Raw genomic sequence first — 20,064 nt, 5'->3', positions numbered from 1 at the left:
GGGAGCAGCGTAGGGCGAATCGTGCCGCCACGGCAAGATTTCCACATCGGCAAGTTTTTTCGGGAGCTGTCGGCCATCCGATGCGCCCTGGCCCGCCCTCGCCCGACCAGGCCCGACCAGGCCAGGGCCAACCAGGCCGGGCCCGACCGGGCCAGGGCGCATCGGGCCCGGTCAGGCCTCAGGTCAGGAGCTCGACGTACCCGTCCGTCCCGTGCACCCGGATCCGCTGCCCGTCCCGGATCAGCCGGGTCGCCTGCTCCACCCCCACCACCGTCGGCAGTCCGTACTCCCGGGCGATCACCGCGCCATGGGTCATCTGACCGCCCACCTCCGTCACCAGGCCCGCGATGCCGACGAACAGCGGCGACCAGCTGGGGTCGGTGAAGGGCGCCACCAGGATGTCGCCCGGCTCGAGGTCGGCGTCCGCCAGGTCGAGGACGACCCGGGCCCGGCCCTCCACCGTCCCGGCGGAGACCGGCACGCCGACCAGGGCGCCGGCCGGAACGTCGTCGCGCCGGTACGCGCCGGTGAGGGCCTCGCCGTCCGAGGTGAGCACCCTGGGCGGGGTGAGCGCCCCGTACGACCGGAACGCCTCCCGGCGCTGCCGGATCAGCGCCTCGTCCACCCGGTGCGAGCGCACGACCTCGGCGAACTCCTGGAAGGTGAGGTAGTAGGCGTCCTCCCGGTCCCTGAGCACGCCGTCGTGCACCAGGCGGTCGGCCTCCGCCATCAGGGCCCGCTTGTAGACGGCGTAGCGGCTGATGATGGCGTACTTCGGGTACTCCCGGTACCCGATGAAGGTCCGCACCCGGTCGATCATCCGCTCGGCCTCGTCGGCCTTCCGCTCCCCGTCCGGCAGCGCCCGCAGGCGCGCCAACACGTCCCGTGCGCCGTCCCGCGCCTTGCGCAGCCCTTCCTCGAACCGCCGCTCGGCGGCGCCCGGCCCGAAGTTCCGGACGTTGTCGAGGAGTGCGGGCAGCAGCGTGGCGGGCCGCTCGTGCCAGCGCGTCCTGGTGATGTCGATCTCGCCGGCGCAGCGCATGCCGAACCGGTCGAGGTAGCCCTCGACGGCCTCGCGGACCCCGCTCCCGCCCGGGAGCCCGTCCAGCCCGTCCAGGAAGCCGCCGTTCAGGAAGGCGCCGTTCAGGAAGGCACCGTCCGGGAGGTCCTTGTCCGGGTGGTCCCCGTCCGCGACGCCCCGCAGGAAGGCCACCACCTCCGGCCACGGGCGGATCACGTCGGCGACGTCCAGCAGCGCCAGGCCCATCTGCGAGGTGATGTTGCCGGGGGCGGACAGGGTGAGCGTGTCGGCCGCGTTCTTCTCGCCCAGCCACTCCAGCAGGTTGTCGTTGAGCCACCAGGTGGCCTCCATCCCCGCCATGATCGCCTTGATGCTCAGCGGGTCGGCGAGGAAGCGCTTGTGCTCCTCGAAGGCCTCCAGCAGGAAGTCGAACAGCTCCGGTCCGGACTTCGTCCGGGCCTCGCGGTCCAGGGCGGCGATGGACTCCCGGCTGCGTTCGACCAGCCCGAGGACGACCTCCGGATCGGTCTCGATCGGAGCCGGCGGGGTCGGCGCGGCCGACGGGGCCGCCGGGCTCGACGCCGGTGGTGCTCCGGTGCCCGGGTCCGGGGGCGCCGGGACGAAGCCCTCCCGGCCGAGGACGGTCTCCAGGGCGTCCCGGACCAGCGGATCGCCCCGCTCCATGACGTCCAGCAGGGCGGCGCGGCTCGCGGGCGCGGCCAGCCGCCGGGTCACGTCGACGAACAGCCTCCCGCCGGCCTCGTGCATCGGCACCATGGCCGTCAGCCGCCACATCGAGAGGCCCAGGGGCCGCATCGGGTCGGTCATCATCTGCCCGTGACCGACCGAGACGTAGACGTGGTTCTCGTCGTCGTCGACCTCGGGAACCGGGAACAGCGTGGTGATCGGCCGACTCTGGACGACCTGGAAGTCCCCGTCCACCAGGCACCATTCGATGTCCTGCGGGCTCCCGAAGTGCCCTTCGATCCGGCGCCCGAGCCCTGCCAGTCGCACTGCCTGGGCGTCCGTCAGCGCCGGCTGCCCCTGCCGCTCCGGGTCGAGCGCCACCTCGCGCGTCCCGCCCGCCGGAAGCGCCAGCACGGCGACCTGCTTGGTGCCGAGCGTCCTGGCGACGACCGCACCGTCCCGCACCCTGAAGACGTCCGGGTTCACCAGCCCGGAGACCAGCGCCTCGCCGAGGCCGAAGCCCGCGTCCACGGTGGCGACCTTCCGGTCACCCGTGAGCGGGTCCGCGGTGAACAGGACGCCGGACGCCTGCGGGAAGACCATCCGCTGCACGACCACGGCCATCCGCACGGCCCGGTGGTCGATCCCGTGGCGCCGCCGGTACGTCACGGCCCGCTCGGTGAACAGCGACGCCCAGCAGCGGCTGACGTGCCGCAGGACCTCCGCCGGGCCCACGACGTTCAGGTAGGTGTCCTGCTGGCCGGCGAAGGAGGCCGTCGGCAGGTCCTCCGCCGTCGCGCTGGACCGGACGGCGTACCCGGCCGGCCCGTCGGGACCGCCCTGCCCTTCGGGACCTTCGAGACCTCGGAGGCCGGCGAGCGCCCCGGTGATCGCCGCCGCGAGATCGGACGGGATCACGGCCTCCTCGATCGTCCGCCGGATCCGCGCACCGAGCGCGCGGACCGCCTCCCGGTCGTCGGGCGCCGCACCCGCCAGCTCGTCGAGCAGCCCGTCGAGCGACGGCGCCTCCGCGACGACCCGCCGGAAGGCGTCCGTCGTCACGCAGAAGCCATCCGGCACCCGGATGCCGTCGATCCGCGACAACGCCCCCAGGTGCGCGCCCTTGCCCCCGACGAGCGCGACCTGCGTCGCGTCGACCTCGTGGAATCCCCGCACGTACCGCCCGGTCACCGCGGTACCTCCAGCACGCTTCTCGAATGCGGCATCATGCCCCTCAACCTTCCCACGGGCCGCCCGTTCTGCCCGCATATGGGCAGATGGCGGCATCAGCCGCCCATTCTGCGCCTCGAACAGGGCCTTGCCGCAAGCCCCCTGGTGCGCTATAGCTTGGAAATGGAAGGGAGGACGTTCTCCCTTCCCTTCGCTTTTCCCGGCCGCCCGCCGCCCGCCCTCAGCCCTCAGGCGTGGGCCGCCCGTGATCAGCCGCCGGGGGTCAGGGCAGCACCGGCGGCAGCGTCGCCCCGGGGGTGGTCGGCGCCCAGGTCGGCGGGGCGGCGGCCTCCTGCGGATCGGTCTCGCGCATCAGCACCCGCCAGCCGTCGGCGCCGCCGTTGCCGTCCAGCCGCAGCCTCAGCTGTTTGACCTGCCGGGTGCGCTCGAAGTACAGCACCACCGACTGGCGGACCGAACCCTCGCCGTGGAACTCCGCGGTGACCGGCCCCCGGGCGCCCTCCCGGAACGACGCGACCCAGTTGGCGGCCGTGCTGCGCGCCTCCGCCCCCGAGCCGTCCGAGGTGGCCATCGCCACCAGCGCGCCCTCGGAGCCGTCGGCCAGGCGCCAGACGATCTCCTGGGTCAACCGCAGACTCCCGGTCGAGGGGTAGCCGACCGTGCGCAGCGGCTCGTGGGCGGCGTAGTCGCCGGCGTAGCGCAGGTCGTCGTCCGACATCCACCAGGCGGTGGCGACGGAGGAGGCGACGGCCGCGGCGAGCGCGGCGGCGGCCGTGGTCCGCCAGGTGTGGGCCGTCGACCCGCCGCCGGAGCGCGGTCGGTCCGCGGCCCCCCGATCCATCTGCATGACCGATCCTTTGCCTTCTGTTGACCATGTGGCGAAGGAAGGAGCATACGGATCATCACTCCCCGGAAGCACCCCCGGCCCCGGCGGCCTCCGGGACCGGGAACGGCGAGGACGGTCCCGGAGTCGGCGAGAACGACCGGCAGGTCAGCCAGTTGACGAAACCGCAGGCCTCCGCGCCAGGAGGTCCGACACCCTCGCCGTGGCGTACAGCGAGAGGACCAGCGCGACGGCCACGGCGGCGTCGGCGGCGGTGCGGGCCCGGCCCCCCGACACCGTCCGCCCCGGAGGAATCAGCCCGCCGCTTCGACGTCCGGACCGCTGACCGGACCGCCGAGCGCTGTGTCACCACCGCGAATCTCGGCCCAGGTCCGCCGGGGTCCGCGGGTCAGCGTCCAACCGCGCTGCTCACCCCGGGGCCGCGGCCGCTGCCCGGCCCCGCGGGCGGCGGCCGCGCACACGCGGCGCAGCAGGGAGTTGAGTTCGACGCGCTGCCCCTTCGTCAACGACGCCAGCAGCGCGTCCTGGGTCGCGGACGCGTCGTCGTGGAGCACGTCCAGGGCGGACTCGCCCGAGGCGGTGATCGTCAGGACCTCCTGCCGTCCGCCGACGTGCACGACCATCGACTGCAGCAGGCGCGCCGACAGGAGGTCGTCCAGCGCCCGCTCCGCCTCGCCGGCGGGCGCCGCGACCCGGGCGGCGAGGTCCTGCCGGGCGTGCGGCCCCAGCTTCGCCAGCGCCGACAGCAGTTCGTAGTGGACGGGGGTCAGCCCCCGGTGGTCCAACTGGGCCGCCAGCAGACGGTCGACGGCCCGCCCGGCCTCCGACAGGAGGTAGACGGACTGCTCGAACGGATTCGACGATCCCTGTCGTCCGTCGTACAAACCGTGTCCCCATCATCATCGGAAGAGCGCGACGCCCACGGCGTCGGAGTAGCAAGCCGAGGCTCACCATATCCGTGCTTCCGATGGTCGGTCTACATCGATGTCGTCAGAGGCTCCGGGGACGTCGGTGACCTCACCCGTGGCGGTGGCCCACGATCCTCCGGGCCGCGTACTCCACGTACTCGTGCAGGCCGTAGGCCAGACCGAGCGCCAGCAGGGCCGACACCAGCACCGCGGCGACCAGGCCGGACGCCGCCGCCCGCGGCCCGCGCCCGCGGGGCCCGGCCGGCTCCGGCGCGAGCAGGGCCTGGACCCGCCGCGGCACCGGACCCGTACTCACGGACAGCAATCCGCGACCACGGCCCCGGCCGCCCGATCCGACCGAGCCGCCCGCGCCGGCCGTCCCGACCGATCCGGCCAAGGCGGCACGGGCGATGGCGGTCGCGGCGACCCTCCGGTCCCCCACCGCAGCCGCGGCCGCCTCGTCCGCCCACCGTTCGAGGTGGAACTCCAGCGCCGGACCCAGCCGCGCGAGCGCCGGGTGCACCGCGGCGGCGAGGTCGGCGACGGCCGAGAACAGATGGTGGCGGCCGCCGAGGTGGGCCCGCTCGTGGGCGAGCAGCACCGCGCGCTCCGTCGGCCCGAGGGCCCTGAGCATGCCCTCCGTCACGACGACCCGGCCGGCCCGGCCGCGGTGGCGCGGCAGCGCGAAGGCCTCCGCCTCCTCCCCCGGCACGACCAGCACGTCGCCTTCGGCCGTCCCCTCCCCGGTGAGCCGCCACGCACGCGACAGCAGCGCACGATGCCGGCGTGCGGCCAGTGCCAGCCGGACGGCCTGTGCGACCAGCAGCGCTCCGGCCAGACCGGACACCGGCACCACCGCCGGCCAGTCCGCCACCACCTGGGCGAGCCGCAGCCGTTCCAGCACTGCCAGGAACGGCACGTGGAAGAGCCCGACCAATGCCGCCACCGTCCCGCCCGCGAGCAGCACCGCCGCACCAGCGAGCGTCAGGGAGGCCGCCCGGGGCGGCAGCAGACCGGCCAGGTGCCGGGCCGCCGGCGCGGCCGCCCACGGCAGCAGGACGGCGAGGGCGACGACCACGAGGACCGGCGTCACGTCCCGGCCTCCACGACGGGCGCGCCCTCGGCCGGGGTCGTCGCCTCGGCCTCCGGGGCGAGCCCGCCCTCGGCCGGGGAGGTCGCCTCGGCCTCCGCCCCGCCGTCCACCCCGCCGTCCACCTCGGTCAGCAGCCGCCGCAGGACGTCCCCGTCGTCCGCCGACAAGGAGGACACGAAGCGCTTCAGCACCAGGTCCCGCTGCGGCTCCTTCTCCAGCTCCCGGCGCATCCGCCCGGCCGCGAGGCCGGCGGCGTCCGAGACCGGCGCGTAGGCGAAGGACCGCCCCGGCCGGGTGCGTTCCAGGGTGCCCTTCTCGTGCAGCCGGGCGAGGATCGTCGCCACCGTCGTCCGGGCGAGGCCCTGCGACAGCGCGCCCTTGACCTGCTGGGCCGTCATCGGCTCCCCGGCCGCCCACAGCACGGCCATCACGTCCGCGACCAGTTCCCCGTGCGGACGCCTCGCCTCCTGGTGGTCTCTCGCCATCTCTCTCCCTGTCCCGGTGTCCGGCACGCCCGGGCCCCGACCGCGGTCGGCGACGGGGCCACCCGCGCCGGCATGGCGGGAGTGGGAACGACCTGTGTGGCTTAGGTGTGCCTCAGCTAACTTTACGGCGAGCACCGACCGTCGCCGAGCCCCACCCCCGTCCGAGAACCCGACTCCCGGGATCCGGCCCGGCGGCCGACCGCACCCGGGCGCACCGGGCCGCCGTCCTCCGCTTCAGCAATCAGCCGCGTCCGGGCGCACCAGGCCGCCGATCAACGCGGCCAGGGCCGGCCGCAGTTCGGCACAGTGGGCCCCCGGGCCCGGGCGGGGGGCCGCGGTCCGGGCGAGCGCCAGGGCCGGGAGGGCCACCGGGTCGGCGGCGGCGAGCGCGGCGGTCCGCTGGCTGGGCTCGCGCGGGCGGCTGACAGGGTGTTCGGAGAGGAGCTCCCCGGCCAGGAGCTGCCAGCAGGAGCGGTAGGCGGCCGCCGCGCGCGGGGGCCGGAGTCCGGCGGCCATCAGGTCGGCGAGGCAGGCGTCGGTGAAGGGCAGGGCCCGCTCGGAGGTCATCTCCCCTCGGATGAGGACGTGCAGGACCCAGACGTGCCCGGCGAGGAAGTCATGGGCCTCCAGGAGCCGACGGAGCAGTCTGGCGGTCGGCGCGTCACCGGGGACGTCCACGGGCATGCCGTCGGCGATCTCGTCGAGGACGGCGAGCAGCAGGCTCTCGCGATCGGCGACGTGCCGGTACAGCGAGGCGGCCGCCGTGTCGAGTTCGGTGGCCACGGCCCGCATGGTCAACGCGTCGATGCCGTCCCGCTCGATCAGCCGGCGCGCGGCGGCGACGATCACGTCCGGGGTCAACCCCGGGCGTCGGCGGCGGGCGCCGTCATGGCCGGGTCCGGTCGTCGTTCGCTGCTCCACCACCCCGCCATCCTGCCACGCCCGACCGGCTCACCTGCGGGCTTGCATCTCCATTCAGGTAAGGCTTACCTTACGCGAACACTGTTCGCATCGGAGGTCACCATGCCCGGCTCACCCCTGCCCACCACATCGACGGCCCCTCCCGAGGGCCGCTCCGCAGCCGCTCCGCGCGGGCACGGCCGGTCCGGGCCACGCGTCGGCCTCGTGCTGGCCACCGCGAGCCTCTGCCAGCTGGTGGTGGCGCTCGACGCGAGCATCGTGAACATCGCCCTGCCCGCGATGGGCGGTTCACTGGGCTTCGCGGACAGCGCACTGCCCTGGGTCGTCAACGCCTACGCCCTCGCCTTCGGGGGGCTGCTGCTCCTGGGCGGGCGGGTGGCCGACCTGGTGGGGCACCGCCGGGCGCTGCTCGCGGGTCTGGCACTGTTCGGGATCGCCTCCGTGCTCGGCGGGTTCGCCCAGACCCCCGCCCAGCTGATCACCGCCCGGGCCGGCCAGGGCGTGGCCGCCGCGCTGCTCGCACCCCTCAGCCTCACCCTCATCATGGTCACCTTCGCCGAAGGGGCCGCCCGCGCCCGGGCCCTGGGCGTCTGGTCGATGGTGACGGCCGCGGGCAGCGCGCTGGGCGTCCTGCTCGGCGGCGTGCTCACCGACCTCCTCGACTGGCGCTGGGTGTTCTTCGTCAACGTCCCGCTGGTCCTGCTGGCGGGCGCCCTGGCCGTCCGCGCGGTCACCACCGCCCGGCCCGAGCGCACGGGCCGGCTCGACCTGGTCGGCGCGGTGCTCGGCACCGGGGCGATGTGCGCGCTCGTCTACGGGCTGATGGAGACCGACCGCCACCCGTGGACCTCGGCACGGACCCTGGTCACCCTCGGCGCCGCCGTGCTCGTCGGAGTCGCGTTCCTGGTCTGGGAGGCCCGCTTCGCGTCCGCGCCGATCGTCCGCCTCGGGGTCCTACGGGCCCGGACGGCCTGGACCGCGAGCCTGATCGTCACCCTGATCGGGGCGGCGATGCTGGTCGGCTTCTACTTCTGCTCGCTGCACCTCCAGAACGTCCTGCACTACGGCCCGCTCGCGGCCGGCGCCGCCTTCCTCCCCTTCTGCGCGGGCGTCATGGCGGGCAGCATGGCGGCCGGCCGCCTCAACACCCGCTTCGGGGCACGGGCCACGCTCACCGGCGGTCTGCTGCTGGCTGGCCTCGGGATGCTCTGGTTCAGCGGACTCGGCGTCGACTCCGGCTACCTGACCGCCTTCGTCGGCCCCTGTCTCGTCACCAGCACCGGCGTCGGGATCTGCATGGTCGCCAACACCGCGATGGGCACCTCGGGCGCCGCCCCGCACGAGGCCGGACTGGTCAGCGGACTCCTCAACGCCGGCCGCCAGTGCGGCGGCAGCATCGGCCTGGCCGTGCTCTCCTCCCTCGCCGTCGCCGCGACCCGCGACGCCGAACACGCCGGACACGAGCCGCTGGCCGCCCTCGCCGCCGGCTACGACCGCGCCTTCGTCGTCACCGCGGCCCTCCTCGCCGTGGCGGCCCTGATCGCCGTCCTCTTCGTCCCCGCCCCGGGCCGCACCCCCGAGCCCGCCACCCACGCCTGACGGCGCCGGACGCGCCGGAGGGGCCGTGGTCGGCCACGGCCCCTCCGGACGGTTCGGCCGACCGTCACGAGGTACTGCCTTCCGCCCCTCAACAGGCCCACCGCTCAGCGGTGTTCGGGGTTCTCGAAGTCGAAGCGGCAGCCGGCGTCCCACTCGGAGCGCTGGTTGCCGTGGGCCGGGATGCCGCCCGCGTCCTTGAGCATCCGGGCCAGGTGGAGCTGGTTCCAGGTCATGAAGGTGGTGTTGCGGTTGGTGAAGTCGTTCTGCGGCCCGCCCGACCCGGGGTCCAGGTAAGACGGCCCGGGCCCCGCCTCCCCCACCCAACCCGCGTCCGCCTGCGGCGGGATGGTGTAGCCCAGGTGCTGGAGGCTGTAGAGCACGTTCATCGCGCAGTGCTTGGCGCCGTCCTCGTTGCCGGTGATCAGGCAGCCGCCGACCCGGCCGTAGTAGGCGTACTGACCCTGGGAGTTGAGGATCGACGAGCAGGCGTAGAGCCGCTCGATCACCTTCTTCATCACCGACGAGTTGTCTCCCAGCCAGATCGGGCCGGCCAGCGTGAGGATGTCCGCGGCCATCACCTGGGAGTAGACGACCGGCCACTCGTCGGTCTCCCAGCCGTGCTCGGTCATGTCCGGCCAGACGCCCGTGGCGATGTCCAGGTCGACCGCCCGCAGGACGTCGACGGCGACGCCCTGGCGCTGCAGGATGCCGGTGCTGACGTCGATCAGGCCCTGGGTGTGGCTGCGTTCCGGAGAGCGCTTGAGGGTGCAGTTGATCACCACCGCGCGCAGGTCGGCGTACGAGGTCGTCGGGTCCGGCACGGGGGCTCCTTCGGGCGGTCGGGGAGGCCCGGTCGGGTGGCGGGCTCCGCGGACAGCTCACCAGCGGTGACCGGTGAGCGCTCGCCGGACTGGGCCGGTTGCCTGACGGTGGCGACGGGCCTCCGTGGCGAAGGCGCCGTCAGAGGTTGACGCCGCCGCTGACGTCCGCGCCCTTGGTGAGCGGGTAGCCGATGCCGTGGGCGGAGGCAGTGCGGGTGGAGACGGAGGAGATGTTGATGATCCGGCCGCCGTCGCGCAGGCGCGGCAGCAGGCGTTGGGTGAGGAAGAACGGCGCCTTGACGTTGACGGCGATCATCCGGTCGAACTCCTCGGGGGTGAGGACCTCGATCGGGCGTCCCATGATGGTGAGCCCCGCGTTGTGGACCAGGATGTCGAGCGCCTCCTCCCCGTGCTCGCGCAGCCCGGCCTCCAGTCCGGCGGCGAGGGTGTCGACGTCGCCGGGGACGCCCAGCTCGGCGCCCACGGTGAAGGCCCGGCCGCCGGCCGCGGTGACGGCAGCGGCCGTGTCCTCGGCCGCCGACCGGTTGCTGCCGTAGTGCACGGCGACCAGCGCCCCGTCCCGGGCGAGGCGTTCGGCGATGCCCCGCCCGATGCCCCGACTGCTGCCGGTGACCAGGGCGGTCCTGCCGTCGAGCTTTCCCAGGTGCACTCCTCGGCCACGGTCCGCACACCACCTGACGCGACTGAACACCGTCGGCCTAGAGCTGTTGTGACGGCCCGTCAGGTGAGGTTGGACACCCGGGGGAACACCCCGCCGACCGATCCGTTCCCGTCCGGGGGAACACCCGGCCGCCTCCGCCCCCGTCAGGAGCGCCGCAGCGCCTCGGTGAGGTGGGCGGCCGCCTCGATGACGGCCTGGGACAGGCGGGCGCCGGGGTGACGGGTGAGCCGTTCGATCGGACCGGAGACCGAGACGGCGGCCACCACCCGGTTGGACGGCCCGCGCACGGGTGCGGAGACGGAGGCGACCCCGGCCTCGCGCTCGCCGATGGACTGGGCCCAGCCCCGGCGGCGCACCCCGGCGAGGGCGGTGGCGGTGAAGCGGGCGCCCTGGAGGCCCCGGTGCAGCCGCTCCGGCTCCTCCCAGGCCAGCAGCACCTGGGCGGCGGAACCGACCTTCATCGGCAGGGCGAGGCCGACCGGGACGGTGTCGCGCAGGCCGAAGAGGCGCTCGGCGGCGGCCACGCAGATCCGGACCTCGCCCTGCCGGCGGTAGAGCTGGGCGGTCTCGCCGGTGACGTCGCGCAGATGGGTGAGGACCGAGGCGGCGGCGGCCAGCAGGTGGTCCTCACCGGCGGCGGCAGAGAGCTCGGAGAGCCGCGGGCCGAGGACGAACCGGCCCTGCATGTCCCGTCCGAGCAGCCGGTGGTGTTCCAGTGCGACGGCGATCCGGTGGGCGGTCGGCCGGGCCAGGCCGGTGGCGTCGACCAACCCGGCCAGGGTGGCCGGGCCGGCCTCCAGGGTGCCGAGGATCGAGGTGATCTTGTCGAGCACGCCGACGCCGCTCGTGTGGTCCAGGTTCTCCATGGACGGGTACTCCAGTCTCGGTTCCCGCGAGCGAGGGGTGGGTTCGGCTCACGGGTGCTCCACGGGGTGGGGTGGGGAGCGGGGTGGTCAGCGAGGACAGGCCTGGGAAGTCGGCCGAATGCCTGCGCCGGACACGAGACGGGTACGCGAAAGGGCCGGGGCGGGAAGCGCCCGGGCGAAGGACAGCGACAGCACAGAGAGCACCGTGTCTCCTCATCTTCCCCGCGCCACGTTGGCGACAGGCCGGAGTTGGCACTGACCCCGGACGGCACGGCGCGTACTTCGGACGCCGGGTCGAACGGGGAGTTGCCGGGGCTTCGTAGGGCCGGTCCCTCCACCCCTCTGGATGATTCGCGGAGAACGATACAAGACTTCCCGGGTAGCTCGCCAAACCTTTTCCCGATCGCTACGGGCGACCCCGCCGCCGAGGCCCGACGGCGGGTCCCGGCGGCGGGGTACGGAAGCGGGTCTCGACGGAGGGTCGGCAGGGGTCCGGTCAGGCCGCCGTCGGCCGGTCCCCCGTCGCCTCGCCGAACCAGTGCCGCAGCGCCTGCGGGAGCCCGTCGGATCGGTCGGGCCGGTCGCCGTCGGCGCTGCGCAGCCACGCCGTGTGCCCGTCCGGTCGGAGCAGGACGGCGTGCAACCAGGGGTGCTCGGGGCAGCTCGCCGTGACGGTGGTCACCCGGTCCGCCCAGCCTGCCGCCGAGGACGACACCGGGATCGCCGACACCGGGATCGCCGACACCGGGATCGCCGACGACGACGCGCGGAGCGCACTGCCCCCGGTCAGGTCGAGCAGCAGGCCCCGGCCGGAGGCGAGCAGCTCGGACACCCGGGTCGGGCCCTGCCCCGTGCGCAGCGCGAGGTCCGGGGCGAGCCGGCCGAGCCAGGGGTGGGCGGTGTCGGGGTGCGTTCCGTAGCGGGTGTCCAGGCCCGTGACGGTCTCGGCGAGGGCGCGGTTGCCCGCCGAGTGGCGGGCGAGGCGGGTGAACAGGTCGACGAGCGGCCCGAGCCGGTCGTCCGCGGTGCCGAGCAGCACCTGGGCCCGGGTGTCGGCCAGCACCCGCGCACCGGCGGCGTGGCGTTCGACGTGGTAGCTGTCGAGCAGATGGGCCGGGGCGGTGCCGCGGACGGTGGCGGCGAGTTTCCATCCCAGGTTGAACGCGTCGTCCAGGGCGACGTTGACGCCGATCGCCCCGGCCGGCGGGTGGATGTGCGCGGCGTCACCGGCCAGGACGACCCTGCCCCGGACGTACGAGGCCGCCTGCCGGGCGGCGTTGCCGAACCGGGTCGTCCAGCGCGCGGCGCGCAGGTCGACGGGGCGGCCGAGCGCTTCGCCGACGGCGCTCCGGAGCAGGTCGAGGGTGACCGGTTCGTCCCGGTCCGCCGGGGGCTGCCGGTCGCCGGTGATGATCCTGACGTAGCCGGGGCGGGGGATGACGAGGACGCTCCCGCCGGGGCCGGTGCTCGTGCCGAAGGGCAGCGCCGCCGGGTCGGCGAGTTCGACGTCGCCGAGCAGGGAGAAGGCGGTCGCCGGGGTGCCAGGGAAGTCGATGCCGGTCTGTCGGCGGACGGTGCTGCGGCCGCCGTCGCAGCCGACCAGGTAGGCGGCCCGGATGCGGTGTTCGCGCCCGGCGGCGGCGACGGTCGCGGTGACGGACTCCGAGTCCTGCGCCAGGGCGCGCAGTTCGTGTCCGCGCCGGATGTCCGCTCCCAGCGCGAGCGCGTGCGCTTCCAGGACCTCCTCGACCCTGGTCTGCGGGATGCCCAGCGAGTACGGGTGGTCGGTGCGGGCGTCGGCGAGGGTGAGCGTCACCGGCAGGCCGGAGAACGCGGCGTGCGGCACCTGCCAGCCCTCGGCGATCAGGCGGTCGGCGAGGCCGCGCCGGGCCAGCAGGTCCAGGGCGCGGGCGTTGAGGTTGAATCCCCGGCAGTGGTCCGGGCGTTGCGGGTGGCGTTCGATCACGACGGTGTCGACGCCGGCGAGTCGGAGCTCGATCGCGAGCAGCAGGCCGGCCGGGCCGGCTCCGACGATCAGCACCTCGGCCGTCGGGCGGGGCCCTTGTCCGGTCATGGGATGCTTCCTTCCTCGTCCGTGGGGCGGGTCCAGGTCCAACCGCCGTCCTCCGAGCGCCGGACCTCGGGCCAGAACAGGCTGCCGTCGCGGATCTCGGCGACGGTGCGCCGGGTCCAGGCGAGTTCGGCCTCCCAGGCGTGCAGCGCGCACTCGACCTCGATCATGAACAGTCGGGGCACCTTGCCGGAGCCGACCGTGTCGGCCAGCACCGCGTTGGTCTCCTCGATCCGGCGGACCAGGTGTCCGGCCCGTTCGGTCAGGGCCTCCGCCGCGCCGTCCGGGCCGAGTGCGCCGAGGTAGGACACGGCGGCCATGAACTTGGGGTACTCCGCGACGGGCGTGCGGAGGAGTTCGTCGATCCAGCCGACGAACTCGCTCCGGCCCAGTGCGGTGGTCGCGTACACGGTGCGCTCGGGCCGGCGGCCGGCGCGGGCCGTCTCCACGGGCTCGATCCAGCCGTGTCGCACCAACGCCTCGACGGTGTCGTAGAGGGAGCCGGAGTTGACCTTGAAGCTGCTGTCCTTGTGCCGTTCGCGCAGGGTGACGGCCATCTCGTAGGGGTGCATGGGCTGTTCGCGCAGCAGGCCGAGGACGGCCAGCGCCAGCGTGTTGGAGATCTTCCGTCTGGGTGTCACGTCGGGTATCACACTCACCGGTTCCTAATAGTAGGAACCGACCATACGACATCGATGCCTGCCCTGGGGCGCCAAAGAGCTTTTTCAGAGGCTGACTTGACGAGTGATCACCGCCGGGGCGACGGCGGACGCGGGCGCCCGGGCTCGGGTCCGGGCCCGGACCCGGACCCGGGCCCGCAGCTCATCTGGTGAGCCGATCGACCGATGAACCGCCCCACGTCAATCCACAGGAGGGCGACTTCACTCGGTGAGGTGGTTAGGGTTCGAATTTTTGTAGGTAGTCGAACCGGGCCGACAGCTCCGGCCTGGTACGAATACGGAACGACGGAGCGACGGGGCAGACCGGAGGATCCGGAACGAGCGGGGGGAGCTGACACGGATGAAGGCGCAGGTGGAAGGCCGGGCGGAGACCCGGACGATCGCCGTGGCCGGAGTGGAGTCCGGCTGGGGCAGTTCGGGGAAGCTGGGCGCGGTGCTGTCCGCCCTCAGGCACCGGGGCGGCGACCGGCTGCGCTTCGTCGGGCTGGCCTCCGGGCTGGGCAGACCGGTGCTCGCCGACCATCCGGTGGAGCGCTGGTTCGACCTCCCGGAGACCAGGTCCGAACAGGAACTGCGCCGGATCGTCGGGGCGCAGCGCGTGCAGGCCGCGTTGGTGATGCGGGACGGCCCGCTGGCGAACGCCCTACGGGCGTGCGGGGTTCCGGTGGTGTTCGTCGACAGCCTGCCGTTCCTCCGGACGGACGGCGACCGCTCCGACCTCCCGCTGGACGCCGAGGTGTACTGCGCCCAGCGGTGCGTGGAACTGCCGCCGGAGGGCGCCCGGGTGCTGGCCGACGTGCGCCGCCTCCGCTGGGTGGACGCCGTGATCGCGGACGGCGGCGCCACCCGCCGGGCGGAACCGACGCCGCACCCCCGGCGCGCCGTGCTCAGCCTCGGTGGCCTGCGTGCGCCCCGGCTCACGGACTGGGCCAGCTATCCGCAGCTCGTCCTGCCCGCGGCGCTGGAGGCGCTCACCGCGAGCGGGGTCACCGAGGTGCACATCGCGGGGAACCTGCCCGCCTGGCTGGCCGCACAGTTGGTGGACTCCTGCGCCCATCCGGCCGTCACCACCGTCGGCGCCCTCCCCCACGAGGACTTCGTGCGCCGTCTCGCCGACTGCGACGTGCTGCTCACCTCCCCGGGGCTGACCACCCTTCTGGAGGCGGGTCTGCTCGGGACTCCCACGCTCTGCCTGCCGCCGCAGAACCTCAGCCAGATCTTCAACGGCCGCTTCCACAGCCAGGCGCTCGACAGCGACCTCCGGGTCCGCTGGCCCACGGAGGTGTTCGACGAGGACGAGGCGCTGGCGCTGCGCGCCCAGGGCGAGGGCAAGGCCCTCGAGCTGATCTACGGCGGGATCGCCCGCGCCGCCGACCTCAACCGCCACCGGACCACGGCGGCCGTACGGGACGGCCTGGGCCAGTTGCTCGGCCGCCTGGCCGGGGGAGTCGAGGAAGTCGGGGCCGCAGTCGACGCCGACGTCCTTCCCCCGCCGGGCCCGGGTCGGACTCCCCCCGACTTCCCCGCCACCGATCGCCCCGCTGCCGATCGCCCAGCCACCGACTGGACCGCTCTCACCACCACGGTCGGCACGGCCGGGGCGTCGCAGGTCGCCGATGCCCTGGTCCAACTGCTGGCCGGACTCCCCCGGGAGGCCACCGCCCCGGCCCACTGACGTGCCCCCGAGCCCAGAACCCTGACCTACCGAGCTCCCGAGCTCCGAGCCCCGAGCTCCCGAGCCCCGACGAGATCGTTCCCGACGGAAAGGCCGCAGGTGTCCTCGTGTCCCCCACCACACCGCCGCGCCTCGCCCGCGCCACCTGCTCCCTGCGCGTCCTCACCCCCTCGCGGGGCCGGCGGCCCGCCTGCCGCTGTGCCGTCCGGCGCCAGGGCGAGGCCGAGGGCCCCCACGGCGCACCGCTGCGCGGCAACCACAGGCGGGCACACCGCAGTTGCTCCGCTACGGCAGCGGGCCACGACGACGGCCCCGCCCGACCGGGGGCGGTGACGCCGTGGCGGGGCTGATGGACCGGCCGACCGACCGCCGGGCCGTGCTGCTCGCCTGCCGCGAGGAGCAGTTGGACTCCCTGCTCGCGCTGCGCCGGATCGCCGCCCACCTCGCGGACCTGACCCGGCTCGGGCCCACCGACACCGAGTGGCCGGGCTCCCGACGCCCCGGCGGCCGACGACCGGGCGCCGCTCTGGTCTGCGACGACGAGGCGACCACCGCGCAGCTCGTCCGGCTCGGGGTTCCGGTACTGCACCTGTCCTCGTACCCGTTCGCCCCGTCCCTGCCGGTCACCCCGGTCTCCTCAGTCCCCTCGATCTCCTCGTTCACCCAGCCCGGTCCCACCGGCGGCGTCCTCCCCCGCGCCCACTGGGCCGGTTGGCTGGACCACCCTCCCGGTCTCCGAGCGACCGGCCTGCTCGCACCGACCCGGCTGACCCGCAACCGCGACCGGCGCGGTGCCCTGCTGCTGCTCTCGCTCTGGGGCGTCCCCGCCCAGGAGGCCGAGTCCTTCACCACCGACCGGCTCCCGGCGCTGATCCGCGAAGCCGCACGCCGCACCGGCGGCTGCACCGTCATCTGTGACACCTCGCTCGACCTGGTACGCGCCGCGGCCGTCGGCGTGCCCGACACCGCCGTCGTCCGCGCCGCCGACACCAACGTCGACGCCCGGCACGCCGAGTCCGAACTGCTGCTCGCCTCACCCACCATGGCCGCCCTGGCGCTGGCCCGTGCCCGCCTCGCCCCGCTCGCCTTCCTGCCGCCGCTCGGCCCGGCCCAGCACGCCTTGGCCGAGCGGCTCACCCGGATCGTCCCGGTCCCGACCCTCGGCCTGACCGGTCCCCCGGATCCGGCCCACCCCGCAGACCCCGACGCAGCCGCCACCGCAGCTGCCGAACCGCCCCCGACCGCCACCGGTGCTCCGCCCCGCGCCGCCGACCGGGCCGTCTGGGTGCCCCCGTCGCCCGAGGTCCAGTGGGCCGGACTCGGCCCGGAGCTGGACGACCTGCGCGGCGCCCAGACCGTGGCCCGCACCGTCCGCCGACTGCTGCTCACACCGCTCTAGCCGGCCACCCGCACGGCCGCACCGGGCCACCCGCCGCCGACCGATCCCGCCCCCACCACCACCGGCGGACGCCCACCACCGGCCGACGCCCGCCGACACCCCCAGCCCACCACCCCCGACCGTCCGACACCCACCGCCCCGTACGGAGCCTCCGTGTCCCACGCCGCCCACCCCGAACGCATGCTCTGCACCACCGTCGAGGAGCCGTCGGCGCCCGGCCGCGACGGCTTCGCCGACGCCCGGGCCCTGTTGGAGCCGGTGTGAGGACCCCCGCCTGGCGCCGCGGCACCCCGCCCGCCGACGCACCCGACAGCCCACCCACCACCACCACCGCATCCGCATCCGCATCCGCATCCGCATCCGAGCCCGACGCCCCCGCGCTGCTCCTGGTAGACGACCGGTCCTCCCCGCTCACCCGGTACGCGGTCCGGACGATCCCCGAGCACCTCGTGCTGCTCCGCTTCGAGGAACTCCCCGACGAGCACCTCCGCCGCACCGCGCACCTGCCCACGTTCCGGGTGCACGCCGGAGCCCCGCTCGCCGAGGAGGCGGCCCGCTACCGCGCCTGGGCCGACGGACTGCCCGCACGGCCGAGCGCCTTCTGCGACCCGGGCGAGCCGCACCGCTCCCCGGCTCAGTACTTCGCCCGGTTGGTGGGGCTGCCGCACCTGAGCGGCCAGCAGGTCGCCTGGCTGCACGACACGATCGAGATGAAGCGACGCTTCCGTGAACTCGGCCTGCGCACCGCCGACTTCCTCCGGGTCCGGACGGCCGGCGAGGTCACCTGGTTCGCTTCCGCGCACGGCTGGCCGGTGCTGCTCAGACCGGTGGACTCCTGCGCCCGCGGGGACGTCCGCCGGTTGGACGGCCCCCGGTCGCTCGTCGGCATCGACCTCACCGCCGGGGCCTGGATGGTCGAGCAGTTCCTCGGCGGCACCGAGTGGGCGGTCTGCGCGCTCATCCACCGGGGCGAGGTGCTGGACGCCTGGCCGAGCGCGCTGCCCCAGCACCCACCGGGCCCCGTCGGCCGTACACCGGACACCGTCGGCCCTGCAGCGGGCACCGCCATCAGCGTCGGCACCGACGAGGCCCCGGCCGTCGACCTGCGCGCGCTGGTGCAGCGGATCGTCACCGGCCTGGCCATCGACCGCGGCTACGCCCACCTGGGGTTCCGCCTGATCGACGGTCGGCTGTACGCCGAAAGGATCGGGCTCCGGCCGCCCGACCGCGCGACCCCGGCCAACCACGGGCACGCCTACGGCGTCGACGTGCTCGGCGCCGCCCTGGACGTCCACCGGGGCATCCGGCCGCGTCTCCCCCACCACAACCACCCACACCACCACCTCGACCACCAGCCCGGCCACCCCCACCCCGCCCACCGCCTGCGCCGCTGCGCGGGAGCCGTCCTGCTGCCCCTGCCCGGAGACGGGACGGTCTGCCGGATCACACCGACGGAGGACCTGATGCGTGTCCCCGGGGTGGTCGAGGCCGTTCTGGAGGTCGGTGTCGGCGACACGGTGTCCGCCCGGCGGCCCCCGGAGCAGGCGTCGGGGTACGTCCACGTGGTCGGCGTCTCGATCGCGGAGGTGCAACGGCGGATGCGCGAGGTGCTCGACGTCTTCACCATCGAGCTCGGCCCGACAGCCACCCCCACCGATCCCCCGCTCCCACCACCACCGCCACCATCCCTGCCCCCACCACCGCCGCCATCCCGGCCGCCACCACCGCCGCCCCGCCCCGTTCCCCTCCACCGACAGGAGTCCCCGGCGTGAGACGCCTCCTCCCCCTGATCACCGCGCTCGCCGCGCTCGGCGCGGTCGCCGCCGCCCCGCCCGGCCGCACCCCCGCCGACCCGACCCGCACCCCCGGCGCCCCCGCCTACACCGTCGAGCTGCGCAGCGACGCCACCGGTGCGCACTGGCGCGGCCACGAGCGGATCACCTTCACCAACACCTCGCCCGACCCCCTCCAGGAGGTGTACCTGCGGCTCTGGGACAACTTCCGCGGCGGCTGCGCCACCCCGTCCGTCCGGGTCACCGGCCTGGACGGCACCGCCGAGGTCGACTGCACCGCCCTGCGCGTGCCGCTGTCCCGCCCGCTGCGCCAAGGCGCCTCGGACACCGTCGAGTTCGACCTCGCCGTCGACGTCCCGGACGGCATCGACCGGTTCGGCCGCGACGGTGCCTTCACCTACCTCGGCAACGCCCTGCCGGTCCTGGCCGTCCACGACGGGACGGGCTGGCACCTGGACCCGTACTCCGAGCTCGGCGAGTCCTTCTTCGGCCTCGCCTCCGACTTCGCCGTCACCCTCGACCACCCCACCGACGTCCTCGTCCCCGCCACCGGCACCGCCGTCGACACCCCCGGCGAGCCCGGCCGCACGGTCACCCGGGTCGGGGCCCGGAAGGTCCGCGAATTCGCCTGGGCCGCAGGGCCGTTCGGCCACATCGCGGGCACCTCCGCCGACGGCGTGCGGATCGCCGTCTACTGGGCCGCCAATGTCACCGCGGCCGACGCCCGGGCGATGCTGGACCTCTCGCTGCGGACCATCGACTCCCACTCCGCCCGCTACGGCGCCTACCCGTACGGGGACGTCGCCACGGTGATCGACAACGCCTTCGAGTTCGGCGGCATGGAGTACCCGGCCTTCGTCCTCGACCGGGTCCGGCCCTCCGCGGTGATCCACGAGCTGGCCCACCAGTGGTGGTACGGCATCGTCGGCGACGACCAGTACCGCGCGCCCTGGCTCGACGAGTCCTTCGCCGAGTACGCCATGGACGTCGAAATGGGCAACTCCAAGGAGGGCTGCACCGCCGCGACGCCCTTCAAATCCGAGGAGGAACGTCTCAGCAGCCCGATGCGCTACTGGGACGCCCACCCCGACCGCTACGAACCGGTCATCTACGACCACGGCTCCTGCGCCCTGCACGAACTCGGCCGCCTGATCGGCCCGCAGACGATGGCCGCGCTGCTGCACGACTACGCCCGCGACCACTGGTACGGCGTCTCCACCACCGCCGAGTTCAAGGCCGCCGCCCAGGCCGTGTCCCCGGTCGACCTGACGCCGTTCTGGCGCGAGCACCGCATCGACTGACAACCCGACCGCCCGGTTAATCGCTGG

At 74.5% G+C, this 20,064-nt stretch carries 16 protein-coding genes and 1 riboswitch; of the genes, 5 read left to right on the top strand and 11 right to left on the bottom strand.

The genetic code is table 11. From position 1 onward, the window contains the following. Positions 1–178 precede the first annotated feature (178 nt). From rph to AB0O91_RS12565, 6 genes are all read right to left on the bottom strand, one after another. Complete coding sequence (rph, locus tag AB0O91_RS12590) at positions 179–2,899, bottom strand: rifamycin-inactivating phosphotransferase (RefSeq protein WP_363430961.1); 2,721 nt, start codon at positions 2,897–2,899, stop codon at positions 179–181. A 262-nt stretch (positions 2,900–3,161) separates the two neighbouring features. Continuing rightward, entirely contained in the window at positions 3,162–3,746 is a 585-nt protein-coding gene (locus AB0O91_RS12585) for a hypothetical protein (RefSeq protein WP_363430959.1), read from the bottom strand. Between the two features lie 290 nt (positions 3,747–4,036). Further along, positions 4,037–4,627: a MarR family winged helix-turn-helix transcriptional regulator gene (locus tag AB0O91_RS12580; protein ID WP_363430956.1), complete on the bottom strand. Its 591-nt coding sequence runs from the start codon at positions 4,625–4,627 to the stop codon at positions 4,037–4,039. Positions 4,628–4,760: 133 nt separating this feature from the next. Next, positions 4,761–5,744, bottom strand: a complete 984-nt coding sequence (locus AB0O91_RS12575; protein WP_363430954.1) for a M48 family metalloprotease — start codon at positions 5,742–5,744, stop codon at positions 4,761–4,763. After that, entirely contained in the window at positions 5,741–6,229 is a 489-nt protein-coding gene (locus AB0O91_RS12570) for a BlaI/MecI/CopY family transcriptional regulator (RefSeq protein WP_363430951.1), read from the bottom strand. The genes AB0O91_RS12575 and AB0O91_RS12570 overlap by 4 nt, the downstream gene beginning before the upstream one ends. A gap of 234 nt (positions 6,230–6,463) precedes the next feature. Next, the gene (locus tag AB0O91_RS12565) at positions 6,464–7,153 is read right to left on the bottom strand and encodes a helix-turn-helix domain-containing protein (protein ID WP_363430948.1); all 690 of its coding nucleotides are present in this window, start codon (positions 7,151–7,153) and stop codon (positions 6,464–6,466) included. 201 nt (positions 7,154–7,354) lie between these two features. Between AB0O91_RS12565 and AB0O91_RS12560 the strand changes: the two genes are divergently transcribed. After that, positions 7,355–8,749, top strand: coding sequence for an MFS transporter (locus tag AB0O91_RS12560; RefSeq protein WP_363430945.1), 1,395 nt, complete (start codon positions 7,355–7,357; stop codon positions 8,747–8,749). A gap of 104 nt (positions 8,750–8,853) precedes the next feature. On the opposite strand, the gene AB0O91_RS12555 is transcribed toward AB0O91_RS12560, so the two are convergent. The 5 genes from AB0O91_RS12555 to AB0O91_RS12535 form a co-directional block, all read right to left on the bottom strand. After that, on the bottom strand, positions 8,854–9,570 hold the full coding sequence (locus tag AB0O91_RS12555) for a flavodoxin family protein (protein ID WP_363430942.1): 717 nt from the start codon (positions 9,568–9,570) through the stop codon (positions 8,854–8,856). A gap of 139 nt (positions 9,571–9,709) precedes the next feature. Beyond that, entirely contained in the window at positions 9,710–10,240 is a 531-nt protein-coding gene (locus AB0O91_RS12550; RefSeq protein WP_363430939.1) for an SDR family NAD(P)-dependent oxidoreductase, read from the bottom strand. 155 nt (positions 10,241–10,395) lie between these two features. After that, a complete protein-coding gene (locus AB0O91_RS12545) occupies positions 10,396–11,109 on the bottom strand; it encodes an IclR family transcriptional regulator (RefSeq protein WP_363431156.1) in 714 nt (237 codons plus the stop codon). Between the two features lie 219 nt (positions 11,110–11,328). After that, positions 11,329–11,471, bottom strand: a riboswitch (SAM riboswitch). A gap of 143 nt (positions 11,472–11,614) precedes the next feature. After that, entirely contained in the window at positions 11,615–13,192 is a 1,578-nt protein-coding gene (locus tag AB0O91_RS12540; protein ID WP_363430937.1) for an FAD-dependent monooxygenase, read from the bottom strand. After that, complete coding sequence (locus tag AB0O91_RS12535; protein ID WP_363430934.1) at positions 13,189–13,830, bottom strand: PadR family transcriptional regulator; 642 nt, start codon at positions 13,828–13,830, stop codon at positions 13,189–13,191. Before AB0O91_RS12535 ends, AB0O91_RS12540 begins: the two co-directional genes overlap by 4 nt. Before the next feature lie 379 nt (positions 13,831–14,209). Between AB0O91_RS12535 and AB0O91_RS12530 the strand changes: the two genes are divergently transcribed. The 4 genes from AB0O91_RS12530 (at position 14,210) to AB0O91_RS12515 (ending at position 20,037) form a co-directional block, all read left to right on the top strand. Further along, the gene (locus AB0O91_RS12530) at positions 14,210–15,544 is read left to right on the top strand and encodes a hydroxymethylcytosylglucuronate/cytosylglucuronate synthase (RefSeq protein WP_363430931.1); all 1,335 of its coding nucleotides are present in this window, start codon (positions 14,210–14,212) and stop codon (positions 15,542–15,544) included. 349 nt (positions 15,545–15,893) lie between these two features. Next, positions 15,894–16,943 (top strand): CGA synthase-related protein, encoded by a 1,050-nt coding sequence (gene blsF / locus AB0O91_RS12525; protein WP_363430928.1) that lies wholly within the window; start codon positions 15,894–15,896, stop codon positions 16,941–16,943. A 260-nt stretch (positions 16,944–17,203) separates the two neighbouring features. Then, complete coding sequence (locus tag AB0O91_RS12520) at positions 17,204–18,715, top strand: ATP-dependent carboxylate-amine ligase (RefSeq protein WP_363430925.1); 1,512 nt, start codon at positions 17,204–17,206, stop codon at positions 18,713–18,715. After that, entirely contained in the window at positions 18,712–20,037 is a 1,326-nt protein-coding gene (locus AB0O91_RS12515; RefSeq protein ID WP_363430923.1) for a M1 family metallopeptidase, read from the top strand. The genes AB0O91_RS12520 and AB0O91_RS12515 overlap by 4 nt, the downstream gene beginning before the upstream one ends. Positions 20,038–20,064: the final 27 nt, after the last annotated feature.

It is taken from the genome of Kitasatospora sp. NPDC089797 (genome assembly GCF_040684795.1).
Taxonomy (GTDB): domain Bacteria; phylum Actinomycetota; class Actinomycetes; order Streptomycetales; family Streptomycetaceae; genus Kitasatospora.
Note: the sequence above shows the minus strand (reverse complement) of the source record. Positions and strands in the feature narration are given on the sequence as shown.